The 14645-nt window shown below is 48.5% G+C and carries 10 protein-coding genes; all 10 read left to right on the top strand.

The features are described from left to right. Positions 1-64 precede the first annotated feature (64 nt). Positions 65-1222 carry an ATP-grasp domain-containing protein gene (locus tag CES81_RS02400; protein WP_089120526.1) on the top strand — a complete coding sequence of 386 codons (1158 nt, stop codon included), beginning with the start codon at positions 65-67 and terminating at the stop codon, positions 1220-1222. Between the two features lie 182 nt (positions 1223-1404). Beyond that, a complete protein-coding gene (gene pcrA, locus CES81_RS02405) occupies positions 1405-3657 on the top strand; it encodes a DNA helicase PcrA (RefSeq protein ID WP_089120527.1) in 2253 nt (750 codons plus the stop codon). 13 nt (positions 3658-3670) lie between these two features. Continuing rightward, positions 3671-5713, top strand: a complete 2043-nt coding sequence (ligA, locus tag CES81_RS02410; protein WP_089120528.1) for an NAD-dependent DNA ligase LigA — start codon at positions 3671-3673, stop codon at positions 5711-5713. Continuing rightward, complete coding sequence (locus tag CES81_RS02415) at positions 5713-6858, top strand: CamS family sex pheromone protein (protein ID WP_089120529.1); 1146 nt, start codon at positions 5713-5715, stop codon at positions 6856-6858. The genes ligA and CES81_RS02415 overlap by 1 nt, the downstream gene beginning before the upstream one ends. 132 nt (positions 6859-6990) lie before the next feature. After that, positions 6991-7299, top strand: coding sequence for an Asp-tRNA(Asn)/Glu-tRNA(Gln) amidotransferase subunit GatC (gene gatC / locus CES81_RS02420; RefSeq protein WP_089088766.1), 309 nt, complete (start codon positions 6991-6993; stop codon positions 7297-7299). 5 nt (positions 7300-7304) lie between these two features. Further along, entirely contained in the window at positions 7305-8774 is a 1470-nt protein-coding gene (gatA, locus tag CES81_RS02425; RefSeq protein ID WP_089120530.1) for an Asp-tRNA(Asn)/Glu-tRNA(Gln) amidotransferase subunit GatA, read from the top strand. Further along, a complete protein-coding gene (gene gatB, locus CES81_RS02430; RefSeq protein ID WP_089120531.1) occupies positions 8774-10195 on the top strand; it encodes an Asp-tRNA(Asn)/Glu-tRNA(Gln) amidotransferase subunit GatB in 1422 nt (473 codons plus the stop codon). The genes gatA and gatB overlap by 1 nt, the downstream gene beginning before the upstream one ends. A gap of 30 nt (positions 10196-10225) precedes the next feature. Then, positions 10226-11239, top strand: coding sequence for a diacylglycerol kinase (locus CES81_RS02435; RefSeq protein ID WP_089120532.1), 1014 nt, complete (start codon positions 10226-10228; stop codon positions 11237-11239). A 92-nt stretch (positions 11240-11331) separates the two neighbouring features. After that, the gene (rlmD, locus tag CES81_RS02440; protein ID WP_089120533.1) at positions 11332-12705 is read left to right on the top strand and encodes a 23S rRNA (uracil(1939)-C(5))-methyltransferase RlmD; all 1374 of its coding nucleotides are present in this window, start codon (positions 11332-11334) and stop codon (positions 12703-12705) included. Positions 12706-12842: 137 nt separating this feature from the next. Then, positions 12843-14381: a gamma-glutamylcysteine synthetase gene (locus CES81_RS02445; protein ID WP_089120534.1), complete on the top strand. Its 1539-nt coding sequence runs from the start codon at positions 12843-12845 to the stop codon at positions 14379-14381. Positions 14382-14645: the final 264 nt, after the last annotated feature.

The following is a 14645-nucleotide window of genomic DNA, read 5'->3' on the forward strand; positions in this document are numbered from 1 at the left end:
AAGTAAAGTTATAATGAAATTAAAAGATGATCTTTACATCGAGATAAGAAGGTAGTGAACAAATTTGGACAATCATGTTTTGTATCCAGGAGGCACCATTGGGGTAATCGGCGACAGTACAGACGGACCCATGATCGTGTCTGCAGCTCGTCAAGCTGGTTTCAAAGTGGGCGCGTACGGCCCCGATGAAACCAGTGAAATGCTGCAATTAGCTGATTTTAAGATCGTCGGTGAACTGTCTGACCACGACCGTTTGACAGATTTCGCTGAACGGTGCGATTTGGTAACTTACGATTCTCAACATCTTAGTCCGGATGTTCTATCCGTTATCGAAGAGTCCACGTCATTGCCGCAGGGCTCGGATTTTCAGATGATGATGCAGGACCGGTTATTGGAACGCGCTTTTTACGAACAATTGAACGTGAATATACCGCCGTACGCCACCATCGTCAGTCTTGACGACGTTTATCAATCGATCAACTCGATCGGGTATCCCAGCGTGCTGAAGCCGATTCAAAAGGATCTGCCTCACGGTCAGGAAATGACGATTCGCACGCAGACCGATATTGCGCAGGCCGCCGGCTTGATGGACTGGGGGACTTACATCCTGGAGTCCACCGTGGACTATTCACGGGAATTTACCGTGTCGGTGGTACGCGCCGCTTCCGGTGAAGCCAGCTTGTTCCCGCCGGTTGAAATCAAACGGCAAAACGGGTTATTGACCTGGGCTTACTTACCGGTATCGATCGATTCAGACGTGCAGGCTGAAATGGATCGTATCTGTCACGAAATCGTGGCCAACGTGAAGTACGTCGGGGTGTTTGAAGTTGACTTTATGATCAACGACAACGGGTCGATCTACGTCAAGCAGATCATTCCAACCTTTGGCGAAGGCGGCCGGATCTTTGACCGGGCTACGACTGTAAGTCAATTTGAACAGCACATTCGCGCGATTGCGGGGATGCCGCTCAGCGACGTGCAGGTTTTGAAGCCCACCGTTATGGCTGCCTTTACACAGAATCAAGCCAGCGCCATGCGGACGCAATGGACACTGAAACCCAACTGGCACTTTTACTTCTATCGCCAGGGGCACCAAGATGTGGATAGTCAAAAACTGGCGGGTCACATTTTGGTTCAGGGCGATGACGTCAATAAGTTGCTGGAACAGCTGGAAGACACGGATATCTGGTCGCAGGGTCCAACTGATTCTCAAACTGAATAATCAATAGGTACTCTCACAGGGGTACCTTTTTTATTGGGAACGTATGTTTATCTTTTACGATAAAAGTATTGCTTTATGATTCAAGATAAGCGACAATTTTAATAGTGATTTTAATAAAGTTCACGCTGGTGGCTGAACCGTCAGCGCAGTAGTAACTGTACAAACAAGAGAGGAATAATAACGTGGCTGAATCTGCATTGTTAGCAAAACTGAATAAGGAACAACGAGAAGCTGTTGAACATACTGAGGGGCCGCTTTTGATCATGGCCGGAGCCGGGAGCGGTAAAACGCGAGTATTGACTCACCGGATCGCCTACCTGATTGAAAAGGGCGTCATGCCGTGGCACGTCTTGGCCATTACCTTTACCAATAAGGCGGCTAAGGAAATGCGCGAACGGATCGTGACCCTGTTGGGGCCAGAAGGTAACGATGTCTGGGCTTCAACGTTCCATGCGCTGTGTGTGCGGATCCTGCGCCGGCACGCTGATAAATTAGGGTACAGCCGGGCGTTTTCCATTGCTGATACCAGTGACCAGCGGACGTTAATGAAGCGGGTTTTAGCCGACATGAACGTGGACACCAAGCAGTTTGATCCGCGGGCCATTTTAGGGAAAATTTCAAACGCGAAAAACGAACTGAAGACACCAAAGCAGCTTGCTAAAGAAGCCGGTAACCCCATGGATGAGGTGACGGCACGGGCCTACGACGCTTACCAAAACGGTCTGCAGCGTAATCAGGCAATGGATTTCGATGACCTGATCATGCTGACGATTCAGTTATTTAATGAAAACAAGGATGTGCTGGCAGAATACCAGAAGAAGTTTCAGTACATTCACGTGGATGAATACCAAGATACTAACGACGCGCAATACACGCTAGTCAATATGCTGGCCCGCGAACACCATAACCTCTGCGTGGTGGGTGATTCCGACCAAAGTATTTACGGCTGGCGCGGCGCCAACATTGAAAACATCATGAACTTTGAAAAGGATTACCCGGACGCGCACGTGACCATGCTGGAGCAAAATTACCGGTCGACCAAAACGATTTTGGACGCTGCTAACCAGGTCATCAAAAACAACGGTTACCGGAAGGACAAGAACCTCTGGACGGAAAACGACCAGGGGGAAAAGATCCACTATTACCGCGGCCAAAGTGAAAACGATGAAGCCCGGTACGTGGTTGCCCAAATTCAGGATCTGATGAAGGAGCAGCATTACCAGTACGGCGACTTTGCCGTTTTATACCGGACTAACGCGCAGTCACGGGTAATGGAAGAAACGCTGGTCAAAGCAAACGTGCCGTACACCATTGTCGGTGGGCACAAGTTTTACGACCGTAAGGAAATTAAAGATATGCTGGCTTATTTGACGCTGGTTGCTAACGGCGCCGATACCTTGAGTTTGGAACGGGTGATCAACGAACCAAAACGCGGTATTGGGAATGGGTCGTTAACCAAGTTACGGACCTTCGCTCAGGAGAACGGCTGGTCGGAACTGGAAGCAGCCATGAACGTTGACGTGGCTAACGATATTTCCAGCCGTGCACGGGGAGCCATTGGCGGCTTTGCCATGACGATCCAAAAGCTGCAGGCCATCGTTAAAGACAGTACAGTTACCGAGTTGACGGAACAGATTCTGGATACTACCGGGTACAAAGCAGCATTGCAGGCTTCAAGAAGTCTGGAGGCTGAGACTCGCCTGGAAAACATTCAGGAATTTCTGTCCGTGACCCAGAAGTTCGATGAATCATACGATGCTGATGCCAGTGATTCCGGCGACCGCATCGTGGATTTCCTTGCTGAATTAGCTCTGGTTTCCGACCAGGACGACGTGGAGGAAGAACCGGCACAAGTAACGTTGATGACGCTGCACGCGGCTAAGGGGCTGGAATTTCCAGTGGTCTTTCTTATCGGCATGGAAGAGGGGATCTTCCCGTTAAGCCGGGCCATGGAAGATCACGACCAGCTGGAAGAAGAACGGCGGTTAGCTTACGTGGGGATCACCCGCGCGAAGAAGCGGCTGTTTTTGACCAACGCCTTTTCACGGATGCTCTATGGTCGGCCGCAACGAAACCCGCAGTCCCGCTTTATTGAAGAAATTGAACCGGAGCTGCTGCAAATGGACAACCGCTCTAATCCGGGTGAGAATGGCGCAACTTCTTTGCGGACGCCGTTTGACCGGCGGACAGCGTCGGCCACGGCCACCACGTATCACCAGAAGAGTTCCAGCGCGGTTTCCGTTAACAGCGGGACGGGTGCTGATAAACAAGCTTGGCGGACCGGTGACAAGGTGACCCACAAGAAGTGGGGCGTTGGTACCGTTGTCAAGATCAACGGCACTGGTGAAGATATGGAACTGGATATCGCCTTCCCGCAAGAAGGCGTCAAAAGACTACTAGCTGCCTTTGCACCGATTACAAAGGTAGAAGAATAACAGGGGTGTGGAAATGGAACCATCACTTGATTCTCTAACAAAAGCAGAAGCGCAGGCCTTAGCGGCGGAACTGCGGCCGCAATTGCGGGCTTGGGGAGAGGCTTACTATAGTGAGGATGCCCCAACCGTTGAGGACTCGGTTTACGATCAAAAATATGCGCAATTAGTTGCGATTGAAAAAAAATACCCGGACTTAATCACGCCGGATTCGCCGACGCAAAACGTGGGCGGCGACATTTCGTCCGATTTTTCCAAGGTGACCCACGAGATCCCGATGCTGTCTTTGGGGGACGTTTTTTCCAAAGAAGAGCTGGCGGACTTTGTGTCGCATATCACGGAAAACGAAGCCGGGACGTATAACTGTGAGCTCAAAATCGATGGTCTGGCCATTTCACTGCGCTACGTTGACGGTGAGTTGATTCAGGGCTCTACTCGTGGCAACGGGCAGATCGGTGAAGACATTACGGCCAACCTGAAAACCATTCCGTCGATCCCGACCCACCTTACCCGGCCGCTGACCATTGAAGTCCGCGGTGAATGCTACATGCCAAAAGCCTCGTTTATTGAACTCAATAAGCGGCGGGACGCGGAAGGCAAGTCGGTCTTTGCCAATCCCCGCAACGCGGCTGCCGGCAGTTTGCGGCAGCTGAATACTAAGGTGACCGCCGAACGGAAACTGAGCACGTTTATGTATAACGTGGCGGATTACGAACCGTTGAACACGCGGACTCAAAGCGGGTTGATCGACGAGCTGGCTGAGCTGGGCTTTACCACTAACGCCAACTACCGCGTTGCCCATAACATGGACGAAATCAGCGCCTACATTGATGAATATACGCAGCAGCGTGATGATTTATCATACGGCATCGACGGTATCGTTGTTAAAGTGAACGCACTGCCGGTTCAACGGTCGATGGGAGCTACGGTCAAGGTGCCGCGCTGGGCGATTGCCTACAAGTTCCCGCCGGAAGAAGCACAGACCGTTGTGCACGACATTGAATGGACGGTTGGCCGAACGGGTGTTGTCACACCAACGGCCATCATGGATCCGGTGCAGTTAGCCGGGACCACCGTTGCCCGGGCCACCCTGCATAACCCCGATTATTTGAATGAGAAGGGGATCCGCATCGGTGACACCGTGCTGCTGCACAAAGCCGGGGATATCATTCCGGAAATTTCCAACTACCTGCCAGATAAGCGGCCGGCTGACAGCCAGCCGTACGTGATTCCAACCCACTGTCCATCCTGCGGCGCTACTTTGGTTCACTTGGACGATGAAGTGGCGTTGCGCTGCATCAACCCGCGCTGCCCTAAACAGCTAACGGAACAGATGACCCACTTCGCATCACGGAACGCCATGGACATTGACGGCCTCGGCCCACGGATCATTGGTCAGTTATTTGAGAAGCAATACGTTTCGGATGTTGCCGATTTATACGACCTGACGTTCGATCAATTAGTAACATTAGACAAATTTGGTGAGAAATCTGCTAATAATTTATTAAATGCACTCGATAACAGTCGCAATAATTCGCTAGAACGCTTATTATTTGGATTAGGGATTCGTCACGTGGGCAATAAAGCAGCCCGATTGATTGCTGCTCACTTTAACACCATGACTAACGTTATGGCTGCCACTCAGGAAGAAATCGCCCAGATCGATTCAGTCGGTGATACGATTGCGGACAGTTTGGTGACCTACTTTAGCAATGATGGTGCACGTCAGCTGATCCACGAACTAGAAGAACGCGGTGTCAACATGACTTATACGTCTGGCGCCGAACAATCCGCAGCAACGGACAGCTTTTTTAACGGTAAGCGGGTAGTCCTGACTGGTAAACTCACCAGCATGACTCGCGGTGAAGCCGGTGATTGGCTTGAAGCACAGGGCGCGGACGTGACCAGCAGCGTGTCGAAGAAGACGGATCTTGTAATCGCGGGAACGGATGCCGGCAGTAAGTTAACCAAGGCAGAAGCTCTCGACGTACCAGTCTGGAATGAGGAACGGTTTGCAGCCGAGATGGCGTCTCAGACTGAAGATGGAGGAAAGAAGTAATGAAACGATTTAAAGCCTTATTTGTAATGGCAGTTTGCGGCCTCTTCTTGAGCGCTTGCGGCAATTTAGGCAGTTCCAGCGGTGCCAGTGCTGGTGGCAGTAACTCTAACAGGGGAACACAGCTTACCGGCCAGGCTTCGTCGGGTGATTATCAAAGTGTGATTAGAAACGGCCGGTACGTCACGAGCAAGTCTCGCGGTGTCAACGTTTCCCAAAACGATAATCAGTACAACTTGAAGAGCTTTGAAAACGGTCTGTTAACCGTTTCGAAAAAGGTTTATTCACCAAGCAAGTACATTTTTGAAGAAGGGCAGTACTTAAATACCAGTACCGTTCAAAAATGGCTGGGACGTAAAACCAAGGCTAACCCGGATGGTTTAAACCCCGCAGATAACGGGAAGACCGATCCGAATACCCGGACCCCAGTTTACCTGCAGCAGATGGAAGAACAGGACTTCATGAAGCAGAGCGGCAAGAAGCTGACCTTGTCCGGCGTAACCGTTGGACTGGGCATGAATTCCGTTGATTATTATCAAAAGAAGAAGTTTGGCTCAACCTTCCAGACGAAGATCAGTAAAGCTGAATCGAGACGTGAAGGCGAACTGATTGCCAATCAAGTGTTGCAGCGTTTACGTGAAAAGCCCGCTTTGAAGAACGTGCCGATCACCATCGCGCTTTACCGGCAGGCGCCAAATGACAGTCTGGTTGGCGGCAGTTTCTTCTCTTATTCAAACAATAAGGGCGGTGCCACTAAAGTAAGTTCTTGGAAGCCGATCAGCGAAAAAAACTACGTTTACCCAACGACGACAGCCAAGTCAGCCACGGGTAACTCAAACGACGAAGCTTCCTTTGAAAACTTTAAGAACCAGATTCAAAACTACTTCCCTAATTTGAGTGGGGTGACTGCTCAGGCACACTACACCAACAAACAGCTGACGGGGATGAACGTTAACATTACCACGCAGTTCTACAGTCAAACTGAGATCATTAGTTTTACCCAGTACCTGCAGCAAGCTGCTCAAAAGTACTTGCCTTCTAACGCACCAATTGACATTACTGTCAGTTCAACGGAAGGCGTTCAAAGTTTCCTGAGCCGTGATAACGGGCAAAAGAAGTTTACGTCTCACGTCTTTAACAGTTATTGATAAAAACTTGTCTTAACTTAAAAATAGCACCGGTTCGGACTTAGAAACCGGTGCTATTTTTTGTTAGAATGTGGTAGTATATTTGATGTGTAGCGTAATTTACGCAGAATACTTGTGAAAGAGGGAAACTTGATGGCAAGTCGAATTGATCAAGACCAAGTACAACACGTTGCCTCGTTAGCGAAGTTAAGTCTGAACGACGATCAGCTGAAGTACTTTACCACCCAATTAGACGAAATTATTGGGTTATTTGAAACTTTAAACGAAGTCGACACTGAAGGGATTGAACCAACTTCAAGTGTCAGTGATCAGATCAACGTCATGAGAGATGATGTTGCTGATAACTGGGGCCAAAGCGAAGGCTTGCTGGCCAACGCACCAGAATCCGAAAAAGGTTATATCAGAGTACCAACTATTATTGATGAAAGTGAGGATGAGTAGAAACGATGAACTATTTCGAAAAAGATCTCACATCGCTGCATGATGATTTGGTGGCCAAAAAAATCAGTGTTACTGATTTGGTAAAGGCTACTTTTGACAACATTGCAGCTACTGACCCTGACTTGAACGCCTTTTTGACGCTTAACAAGGACGCAGCTTTGAAAAAGGCTGCTGAAATGGATGAAAAGGGCGTTGATGCAGATAACGTTCTGGCTGGTATTCCACTAGCCATTAAAGACAACATTGTGACTAAGGGGCTGACCACTACGGCCGCTTCTAAGATGCTGGAGAACTTTGTGCCGATTTATGACGCAACGGTTATCAGCACCTTGAATAAGAAGGGCATGATCAACGTTGGTAAAACCAACCTGGATGAATTTGCCATGGGTGGTTCAACTGAAAACTCCGCTTTTAAGACGACTAAAAACGCGTGGGACTACACCCGCGTACCCGGTGGTTCATCAGGTGGTTCCGCAGCTGCTGTGGCCTCTGGTGAAGTGATTGCCGCCTTTGGTTCCGATACTGGTGGCTCGATTCGTCAGCCATCAGCCTTTAACGGGATCGTTGGGATGAAGCCAACTTACGGCCGTATTTCACGGTGGGGCTTGATTGCCTTTGCTTCCAGCCTGGATGAAATTGGCCCTATGACCCGGACAGTTAAGGATAACGCCATTTTGCTATCCGCCGTTGCCGGTCATGATGATCATGATCTGACGACTTCGACTAAAGAAGTGCCGAATTTTGCCGCTGAATTGAACGATCAGACCAGCGTTAAGGGTATGAAGATCGGTTTACCGAAGGAATACTTGGGTGAAGGTGTCGATCAAGACGTGAAAGACGCAATCTTGGCCGCAGCCGATAAGTACCGTGAACTCGGTGCAACGGTTGACGAAGTTTCGTTGCCTCATAACAAGTACGGGGTCGCTGCCTACTACATCATTGCCAGTTCCGAAGCTTCATCTAACCTGCAACGGTTTGATGGGATTCGTTACGGCCACCGTTCCGACAACGTTAAGAATCTGGAAGACGTTTACGTGAACTCCCGTACCGAAGGTTTTGGCGACGAAGTTAAGCGTCGGATCATGCTGGGGACATTCTCATTGTCAGCCGGCTTCTACGATGCTTACTTTAAGAAGGCCGCTCAGGTCCGGACGTTGATTATTAACGATTTCCAGGCCGTCTTAAAGGATCACGACTTTATCATGGGTCCGGTTACGCCAACACCAGCTTTTAAGATTGGTGAAGAGATTTCTAACCCAATGACCATGTACATGAACGATGTTTTAACCATCCCCGTTAACCTTGCTGGCTTGCCAGGTATGTCCATTCCTGCCGGCTTTGCCAAGGGTATGCCAGTGGGCATGCAGCTGATCGGTCGGCCATTTGACGAAACGACGCTTTACAAAGCAGGTTACGCCTTTGAACAAGCCACCGATTTCCATAAACAAACACCGAAGCAAGGGGGCAATAACTAATGAATTTTAAAACAACTATCGGACTTGAAGTCCACGTTGAATTAAAAACCAATTCCAAAATCTTTAGCCCATCTCCCGTTGAGTTTGGGGACGACCCTAACGCTAACACCAACGTTATTGATTGGGGTTATCCTGGGGTTTTGCCAACCACCAACAAGGGTGTTGTCAAGAGCGGTATCATGGCGGCTTTAGCACTTCATGCGCAAGTTGAACCGCACACTCATTTTGACCGGAAGAACTACTTTTATCCTGATAACCCTAAGGCTTACCAAATTACTCAATCTGATAAGCCGATTGCCCATGATGGCTGGATCGAAATCGACGTTGACGGCGAAAAGAAGCGCGTCGGGATTGCCGAAATGCATATTGAAGAAGATGCCGGTAAGAACACCCACGAACGCGACTATTCGTATGTCGATTTAAACCGTCAAGGCACACCGCTGATTGAAATCGTGTCGAAACCAGAAATCGCTTCTCCTGATGAAGCCTATGCTTATTTGGAAGCTTTGCGTCAACGGATTCAATTTACTGGGATCTCCGATGTGAAGATGGAAGAAGGTTCCATGCGTGTCGATGTCAACATCTCGATTCGTCCAGAAGGCCAAAAGGAATTTGGGACCAAGACTGAGCTGAAGAACTTGAACTCCTTCAACTATGTCCGTAAGGGTTTGGCCTTTGAGGAACAGCGTCAGCAGCGTGTGCTGATGTCTGGCGGCCAGATTCAACAAGAGACCCGCCGCTTTGACGAAAACACCGGTGAAACCGTGCTGATGCGTGTCAAGGAAGGTTCCGATGACTACCGTTACTTCCCAGAACCCGATTTGCCAGCCCTGAACATCAGTGATGAATGGGTCAATGAGATCGGTGCTGAAATGCCCGAAATGCCAGGCAGCCGTCGTCAGCGTTACGTTAAAGAACTTGGCTTAACGGACTACGATGCCATGGTGGTTACTCAAACCAAGGAAATGGCCGATTTCTTCGATGAAACCGTCAAACTTGGTGCTGATCCCAAGTCCGCTGCTAACTACCTTCAAGGTGACGTTAACGCCTTCTTGAACGAACAGCATGCTGATTTACAGGATACTAAATTGACCCCTGCTAACTTGGCTGGGATGATCAATTTGATCACCGACGGGACGATTTCATCTAAGATGGCCAAAAAGGTCTTCAAAGCAATCACCCAAGGTAAGGAACCCAAGGCCTTCGTTGAAGAAAAGGGCTTGGTTCAGTTATCTGACCCGGCTAAGCTGCAGCCAATCATTGATGGCGTACTGGCAGATAACCAGCAGTCAATCGATGACTATAACAATGGTAAAGACCGTGCCGTTGGTTACTTAGTTGGTCAAATCATGAAGCAGACTCACGGTAAAGCTAACCCGCAAGTGGTTAACAAGCTGCTGATTGCTTCACTTAAAAAGTAAACAGTTGTTTAATAATGGAGGGAAACACTTATGCGGAAACGTGCGCGAGTGATATATAATCCATCTTCCGGCCGGGAGGCCTTGAAGAAGGATATGATCGATATACTAGGAGTCTTTGAGCAGGCGGGTTACGAAACCAGTGCGTTTGCCACGACACCGGCTCCTAATTCGGCACGTGACGAAGCCGAACGGGTGAGTCGCGAAGGCTTTGATTTAGTTGTGGCAGCCGGTGGCGACGGCACGATTAATGAAGTCGTCAACGGGATCGCCGGCTTGAAGAAGCGACCTAAAATGGCCATCATTCCAGCCGGAACCACGAACGATTACGCCCGTGCGCTGCGTATTCCGCGTGAGGATCCATTAGCCGCTGCAAAGGTTGTTTTGAAGGACCAGACAATTAAAATGGATATTGGCATGGCAGGTAAAAAATACTTTGTCAACATCGCTGGCGGCGGTCGATTGACCGAGTTGACCTACGAGGTACCATCTAACCTTAAGACACTGTTTGGCTACTTAGCTTACCTAGTTAAGGGTGCCGAACTGCTGCCACGGATCCGGCCATTTAAAGTCGATCTCAAGTATGATGGTGAAGAATACGATGGTAAAGCATCCATGTTCTTCCTCGCGTTGACCAATTCGGTTGGCGGCTTTGAACAGATTGTTCCCGATGCGTCGTTAAACGACGGTAAGTTCACCATGATCATTGTTAAGACCAGTAATTTAGCTGAGATTTTACACCTGCTGACACTTGTGTTAAACGGGGGTAAGCACATTAACGATCCGCGGATTATTTATCGTAAAGTGCGTAAAGTTGAAGCTAAACCCAAGGGCGACTCCAAGATCATGATCAACTTAGATGGGGAATATGGCGGTGATGCACCAATGACCTTCGTTAACTTGAAGCAGCACATTGAAACCTACGCTAATCTGGATGATATTCCAGATGCAGCTGTGGAAGCAGAAACCCCTGAAGTTCTTGAAGCTGAGCGTAAATTCTTGGCTGGCGTTTCGAAACTGCCAACGCCAAGTGAAGCAAAGAAATAGTATTTTAGGTATGAATTGAGAAGGTTTTGCTGTATGATACGTAAGGCAGCAAAACCTTTCTTTTGGTTAAAACAAGGAACAAGGAGATTTTAATGAAAATACAAGCACCAGTAACAAAAAACGAAACGTATACAGGGACCGTTATGGACCTGACCTATGAAGGTAATGGCGTTGTCAAGATTGACAACTATTCATTGTTTATCGCCAACGCTTTACCAGGTGAAGAAATCAAGTTTGTGGTGACAAAAGTTGGCAAGAGCTTTGGCTTTGGCCGGGTTTTGGAACACATCACGACTTCACCAGATCGGGCCGAGATCGATGCGAAGGATCGGAAACTTGCCCAAGCGGGAATCGCACCCTTGCAGCATATGATCTATCCGGCCCAGCTTCGTTTTAAACAGCGTCAGATTCAATCGTTGCTGGCCAAGAATAAACTTGACCTGCGTGTTTCTGATACGCTTGGTATGGAAACCCCTTACCATTACCGTAATAAGGCGCAAATCCCAGTTCGGATGGTAAAGGGTCAGTTGGAGACGGGCTTTTACCGCCAGCACTCCCACGACTTAGTCCCACTAACTGATTTCTACATTCAGGATCCTAGAATCGACAAGGCAATCGTGATCGTACGCGATATTTTGCGTGGCGAAGGAATTCCCGCTTATGATGAACGGACCCATAAGGGAATCATTAGAAACGTCATGGTTCGCCAGAGCTATTACGAAAAAGAAATGATGATCGGTTTGATCACTAACAGCCATACCTTACCGCGCTCAAAGGAAATCGTGGCGCAGATCACAGAAGAACTGCCGGAAGTGACCAGCATTATTCAAAACGTCAATAATCGGCCAACTAACGTGATCATGGGACCCATCACCAACGTGTTATACGGTGAACCCGTTATCCATGATTCACTGTTAGGCAACCGTTTTGAAATTTCTGCGCAGTCATTCTATCAGGTCAACCCGGTTCAAACCGAGAAGCTCTACCAGCTAGCCATCGACCGTGCTGGCTTGACTGGCGACGAAACGGTGATCGACGCTTATTGCGGTATTGGGACGATTTCCTTAGCGATGGCACGCCATGCTAAAGAAGTTTACGGGGTTGAAGTCGTTTCAACCGCCGTAGAAGATGCCAAGAAGAATGCTAAGCTTAACGGCTTAACTAATTTGCATTTTGAAACCAATAAGGCCGAATACCAAATGGCTGAATGGCAAAAACAAGGCTTGAAGCCCGATGTTATTGTGGTTGATCCACCACGTAAAGGGTTGGACGAAACGCTGGTTCACAGTGCAGCGGAGATGCAACCTCAGAAGATCGTTTATGTCAGTTGTAATCCATCCACGTTGATTCGGGATATTCAACGCTTTGGCGAAGAGGGCTACCACGTGACTGAACCCATTCAGCCAGTTGATCAATTTCCACAGACACCGCACATCGAATCCGTCACGTTACTGGAAAAAGACTAAAACTTCAATAAAAGAGAACTGCTGAGAGGTCTTGGCGGTTCTTTTTTATTGGGGGAAGTTAGTTAGAGACCTTGATTACTCACCACGTTTTAATCTATAATCTATTCAACGTTACAACACAAAACGGGGGATCTCGGATGTTAGATAATCTATTGAGCGTCATTAAATCAGAAGGCGTTAGTGAACAGCTGTATCATGGATTGGTCGGACTGGAAATCGAAGAGAATCGGGTCAATAAAAAGGGCCAGCTGAGTCGTGAACCGCACCCGAGGATGCTGGGTTCGAGGACCTTTCATCCATATTTACAGACGGATTTCGCCGAAGCGCAGGCTGAGGTGATTACTGATCCTAATCCTAATATTGGTGGCGCGCTGGATCAGTTAGATACGTTGCAGACGATTTTTTACCGGTCTTTGCAGGCTGGTGACCAAATTTGGCCGCTGAGTATGCCGCCAAGGATCACTGCAGCAGACACTGACTTCATCAAAGCACACTTTGAACGCCCGGCTTACGCTGACTATCGGAATTACCTCACCCAAAAGTACGGGGTGGCTTCCAAAGTGATGACGGGGGCTCATTTGAACTACAGTATCCCAGATCCCGTTATCAACCGGCTTTATACTCATTATGAAGATGAGTTTGATCAGGTTGTCGATTTTCGCAACGCACTTTATTTTCGGATGGCACAAAATCTGGTGTTAAACGAGTGGTTACTGACGTATTTGTTCGGGGCTTCACCCGTTGCTGAAGACGGTTTCTTCAATCAGCGCCCGGCAAGTTTGTCACATCCAGTAAGAAGTATTCGTAACAGTCATTTCGGGTACGCTAATTTACCCGGAGATGGCGTTGATGCCACGATTTACCAATCGCTGCCGTACTTTATTCAGCACTTAACGGACTTGGTCGACAGTCAAAAATTATACAGTCAAGCTGAATTTTATGGTCCGGTTCGTTTACGCGGGGTGAACCAACTCCATGACTTGTCAACCAAGGGTGTCCGTTACCTTGAAGTTCGGTGTTTGGACACCACGCCATTCCATTCGAACGGCATTAGCCGTCACGCACTTTACTTCATGAAGTTACTGTTTGTTTACGCATTGGTAACCCCCGTGGATGAAAGTCAGATAGCAGATCAATTGAAGCAGGCGGAGGCTGATAATGAACAAGTCGCACTTGAGGAACCTTCTCACGCAACGTTTAAGGTGGCTGAAGGCAAGCGGGTATTCCAGCAGCTGCACGAACTGGCAGTCAAGCTGAATGCTCATACTGAGCTGATCAACGCGATCGACGACTTTGCCGAAGTGATCACCCACCCTGAGCTGACGCCGTCTGCCATGCTGAAAAGCCACTTGGACGAAAACGACAGTCTGATGACGTTTGGTCAGTTAAAAGCCACGGTATGGAAGGCCAAACGGGTCGGCACTGAGCAGCTTTTGCCCAGAATGTCACGGCTGTCGGCAAACGCCCAGAACTTGATTTTTCGAGCCGTTCAACTGGGAATCAGGTACTATCCGGTTCGGGATGAAAACGGGGCGATCATGTTGATGCTGACGTTTAATTCCATCACCCAGGTGATTGAGGCTGATCACGTCACGGATGAACCTGCAACGGAGTATTTGAAGCGCATGTTTCCGGACTTGCCGTTACCGGAAACGGGTAATAATGAGGTTAACTAGCGGGTATTGGACCGTTAGTACGATGTAACGTGATGAAATTTAAAGTCAAAATGAGAGTGTGCCATAAGTCTATATTGATAAAAATTTCATTTGGTTTCTTGACTTAAAAACAATTTAAAGTTTGCTTTTGCTCAATACTTTAATCTAGTCTAACCTGCGCCACAACTCAGATTCCGGCCATTTAACACAAAAAAGCGTATTCCGACAAAGTTCGACGGAATACGCTTTTTTGCGTTAAATTCTGGAATCTACCGAGTTGCGTCA

This window comes from Secundilactobacillus pentosiphilus, assembly GCF_002217985.1.
GTDB lineage: Bacteria > Bacillota > Bacilli > Lactobacillales > Lactobacillaceae > Secundilactobacillus > Secundilactobacillus pentosiphilus.

Excerpts from the sequence above, each read along its gene's own strand:
- ligA (WP_089120528.1), top strand. The coding sequence starts at position 3,671 with ATGGAACCATCACTTGATTCTCTAACAAAAGCAGAAGCGCAGGCCTTA.
- CES81_RS02415 (WP_089120529.1), top strand. The coding sequence starts at position 5,713 with ATGAAACGATTTAAAGCCTTATTTGTAATGGCAGTTTGCGGCCTCTTC.
- gatC (WP_089088766.1), top strand. The coding sequence starts at position 6,991 with ATGGCAAGTCGAATTGATCAAGACCAAGTACAACACGTTGCCTCGTTA.
- gatA (WP_089120530.1), top strand. The coding sequence starts at position 7,305 with ATGAACTATTTCGAAAAAGATCTCACATCGCTGCATGATGATTTGGTG.
- gatB (WP_089120531.1), top strand. The coding sequence starts at position 8,774 with ATGAATTTTAAAACAACTATCGGACTTGAAGTCCACGTTGAATTAAAA.
- CES81_RS02435 (WP_089120532.1), top strand. The coding sequence starts at position 10,226 with ATGCGGAAACGTGCGCGAGTGATATATAATCCATCTTCCGGCCGGGAG.
- rlmD (WP_089120533.1), top strand. The coding sequence starts at position 11,332 with ATGAAAATACAAGCACCAGTAACAAAAAACGAAACGTATACAGGGACC.
- CES81_RS02445 (WP_089120534.1), top strand. The coding sequence starts at position 12,843 with ATGTTAGATAATCTATTGAGCGTCATTAAATCAGAAGGCGTTAGTGAA.